At 65.8% G+C, this 3,502-nt stretch carries 5 protein-coding genes; all 5 read left to right on the top strand.

From position 1 onward, the window contains the following. Positions 1-1,190: FGGY family carbohydrate kinase (locus B4L36_RS01425; protein ID WP_292951234.1), on the top strand; the 1,190-nt coding region annotated here is incomplete at its 5' end. A 116-nt stretch (positions 1,191-1,306) separates the two neighbouring features. Further along, complete coding sequence (locus B4L36_RS01420) at positions 1,307-1,888, top strand: lytic transglycosylase (RefSeq protein WP_292951231.1); 582 nt, start codon at positions 1,307-1,309, stop codon at positions 1,886-1,888. 66 nt (positions 1,889-1,954) lie between these two features. Beyond that, entirely contained in the window at positions 1,955-2,374 is a 420-nt protein-coding gene (locus tag B4L36_RS01415; RefSeq protein ID WP_292951228.1) for a PaaI family thioesterase, read from the top strand. A 7-nt stretch (positions 2,375-2,381) separates the two neighbouring features. Beyond that, positions 2,382-2,969, top strand: a complete 588-nt coding sequence (locus B4L36_RS01410) for a glutathione S-transferase family protein (RefSeq protein WP_292951225.1) — start codon at positions 2,382-2,384, stop codon at positions 2,967-2,969. Between the two features lie 47 nt (positions 2,970-3,016). Beyond that, complete coding sequence (locus B4L36_RS01405) at positions 3,017-3,421, top strand: helix-turn-helix domain-containing protein (protein ID WP_292951222.1); 405 nt, start codon at positions 3,017-3,019, stop codon at positions 3,419-3,421. Positions 3,422-3,502: the final 81 nt, after the last annotated feature.

The following is a 3,502-nucleotide window of genomic DNA, read 5'->3' as shown; positions in this document are numbered from 1 at the left end:
TCGTCTGGCAGGACCGCCGCACCGCCGACGCGATCCGGCGCCTGAAGGACGAGGGCGTCGAGGATCAGGTCACGGGCGTCACCGGCCTGTTGCTGGATCCGTATTTCAGCGCCACCAAGATCGCCTGGATCCTGGACCGGATCGAAGGCGCGCGCGCACGGGCCGAGGCGGGCCGGCTGGCCTTCGGCACGATCGACAGCTTCCTGATCTGGAAGCTGACCGGTGGGGCGGCGCATGTCACCGATGCCACCAATGCCAGCCGCACGCTGCTTTACGATATCCGCAAGGGGGAATGGTCGCAGGACATGTGCAAGCTGTTCGGCGTGCCGATGGCGCTGCTGCCCGAAGTGAAGGACAGCGCCGACGATTTCGGCACGACGCGAGACGATCTGTTCGGACGCGCGGTTCCCATTCTGGGCGTCGCAGGCGACCAGCAGGCGGCAACCGTGGGTCAGGCCTGCTTCCAGCCGGGCATGATGAAATCGACCTACGGGACCGGCTGCTTTGCGCTGCTGAATACCGGCACACGGGCCGTGCGGTCGGAGAACCGGCTGCTGACGACGATCGCCTACCGCCTGGATGGTCAGACGACCTATGCGCTGGAAGGCAGCATCTTCATCGCCGGCGCGGTGGTCCAGTGGCTGCGCGACGGCCTGCAACTGATCCGCGAGGCGGCCGAGACCGGCCCCCTGTCGGCCAAGGCCGATGACAGCCAGCAGATCATCATGGTCCCCGCCTTTACCGGTCTTGGCGCGCCGCATTGGGATCCCAATGCGCGCGGCGCGGTCTTCGGGCTGACGCGCAATACCGGCCCGGCCGAATTCGCCCGCGCCGCACTGGAAAGCGTCGGCTTCCAGACCCGCGATCTGTGGGAGGCGATGCGCGCCGACTGGATCCCGGATGGCGACGCGGTGCTGCGCGTCGATGGCGGCATGACCGCCAGCGAACCCGCGATGCAGTTTCTGGCCGACATCCTCGGCGCACCCGTGGACCGGCCGGACAACACCGAAACGACCGCCCTGGGTGCGGCATGGCTGGCCGGCTATCGCGCGGGCCTGTGTCCCGGCCCGCAGGATTACGCCAAGGCATGGCGGCTGGATCGCCGGTTCAAGCCGCAGCTGGCGCCGGACCGGCGCGAGGATCGCTATGCCGCCTGGCGGCGCGCGGTCCAGGCGGTCATGTCCGTCTGAAGGAACCGAACCGCGCGGCCCCCGCGGGAAGGCGCCCGCCTCCGGCGGCCTACGGCTTTGTCATTTCAACCGGTCCGTTTTTCCCCTATCATCATGGAAAAACGGACGAGGGCAGGATGAACAGGTTTTCGAAACTGGCGATTGTCGGTCTTCTGGCGTCATGCGGCGTGGCCAATTATTCGGCTCCGCGCAATCTGGACAACGCATGTGCCATCGCGGCCGAGCGCCCGGCCTATATGCGTGCGATGAAAAAGGCCGAGCGCCGCTGGGGCGTGCCGGTCCATGTCCAGATGGCCGCCATCCATCAGGAATCGAAATTCATCGGCGATGCCCGCACGCCGCATCGCTATGCGCTTGGCGTCATTCCCATCGGCCGGCAAAGCAGTGCCTATGGCTATTCCCAGGCGCTGGACGGCACGTGGAAGGAATATCGCGCCGCGACCGGAAACCGCGGGGCGCGGCGGAACGATATCGAGGACGCGACCGATTTCATGGGCTGGTACATGGATGGTTCGTCGCGGCGGCTGGGCATCTCGAAATGGGACGCGACCTCGCAATACCTGGCCTATCACGAGGGCCGCACCGGCTTTGCGCGCAAATCCTACCTTTCTAAAGACTGGCTGGTGCAGGTCGCCGGCGACGTGGGCGAACGGGCGACGATGTATCGCAACCAGCTCGTCGCCTGCGGCAAGGCCTGACCCGGCCCCTTGCCATCGCCCCTGATCCGCGCCTCTATCAGGGCATGAAAGAAGAAGGGGGCGCTGGTGGAGGATCCTGACGAAAGCCTGCGCGATCTGGCCAAACTGCAATCCGATTTCGCCATGCATCTGGGTGCGCGGGTCGTATCCGCATCGAAGGACCGGATCGAGATGGAGATGGAGGTTACGCAAAGCCTCGCCAATCGCAACGGCGTCCTGCATGGCGGCGCGATCATGGGGCTGGCCGACAATGCCGGCGGCACCGCGACGATCCTGAACCTGCCCAGCGGCAAAAGCACGACCACGCTGGAGAGCAAGACCAATTTCCTGCGCCCGATCCGGATCGGCGATGTGGCCCGCGCCATCTGCGAGCCGCTGCATCGCGGCCGCACGACGCAAATCTGGCACACCCGCATTCTGCGCGGCGACGGCAAGCTGGCCGCCATCGTCACACAGACCCAGATCGTGCTGGAATGGAAGGACTAGCCCGCGCATGTACACCATCATCGGCACCGCGAAAAGCCGCAGTTTCCGCGTTCTGTGGATGCTGGAGGAACTGGGCCAGGCCTATCGTCACGTGCCGGCCAACCCGCATGGCGAGGGCGTGGTCGAATTCAATCCGGCGGGAAAGGTGCCGGTCCTGATCGATGATGGCACGCCGATCACCGATTCCACCGCCATCCTGACCTATCTGGCCGACCGGCACGGCCGCTTCACCCATCCGGCCGGCACGCTGGACCGCGCGCGTCAGGATAGCCTGACCCAGTTCCTGCTGGACGAATTCGACGCGGCGCTGTGGCTGGCGGCGCGCCACAGCTTCGTCCTGCCGGAGGAAATGCGGTTGGGCGCGATCAGAAACACATTGCGGTGGGAATTCGAACGCAGTCAGAAAACGCTGATCCACCGCATCGGCGAGGCCGATTTCGCGATGGGCGAAAAGATGACCGTCCCCGACTTCATCCTCGCCCATTGCCTGACATGGGCGCTGTCCGCGCGTTTTCCGGTGGTCGAGCCGCGCCTGACCGCCTTTCTCGACCGGATGCGCCATCGCCCGGCCTTCGCCCGCGCGGCCGCCCTCTAGAGCGTGTCGCAGCCTGTCCGATTCAGGATTTCCAGATTGGCTGTAATGTGATTCCCTGCCTTCCAGGCAGATATGGGGGTCGCATTTGGGAAAAGCCACATCCTATAGAGCTGCGCGTGCGCGTGGTTGCGTTCGTCGATGAGGGTCACGGGCACCGCGAGGCGGCGCGGCACTTCCGGGTGTCGCCGAAGTTCGTGAACGATCTGATCAAGCCGCGGCGCGAAACCGGATCGCTGGCGCCGCGGCCGCAAGGCAACGGCGGCGGGTACGGCAAGCTGGCGGGCGTGACTGGCCGGATCGAGGCGCGCGTCGCCGACAAGGGCGGGATCACCCTCGACGAATTGGCGGCGGAACCGGCCCGGACGCATGGCATCGACATGCATCGTGGCACCGTCTGGCGGGCGCTGCGCGGCCTCGGGCTGACACACAGAAAAAGACCTTCAGGCGCTTGAGCAGAAGCGAAAGGACGTCGCCGAACAGCGCCGCATCCGGATCGCGAAGCGTCAACCCTTCATGGCCAACCATCTGGAACG

This window comes from Paracoccus sp. UBA889 (assembly GCA_002294185.1).
Lineage (GTDB): Bacteria > Pseudomonadota > Alphaproteobacteria > Rhodobacterales > Rhodobacteraceae > Paracoccus.
This window is presented reverse-complemented; position numbering and strand designations above follow the sequence as displayed.

Bases quoted from the DNA above. Each gene is read 5' to 3' on its own strand.
- B4L36_RS01420 (WP_292951231.1), top strand. From the start codon at position 1,307: ATGAACAGGTTTTCGAAACTGGCGATTGTCGGTCTTCTGGCGTCATGC.
- B4L36_RS01410 (WP_292951225.1), top strand. From the start codon at position 2,382: ATGTACACCATCATCGGCACCGCGAAAAGCCGCAGTTTCCGCGTTCTG.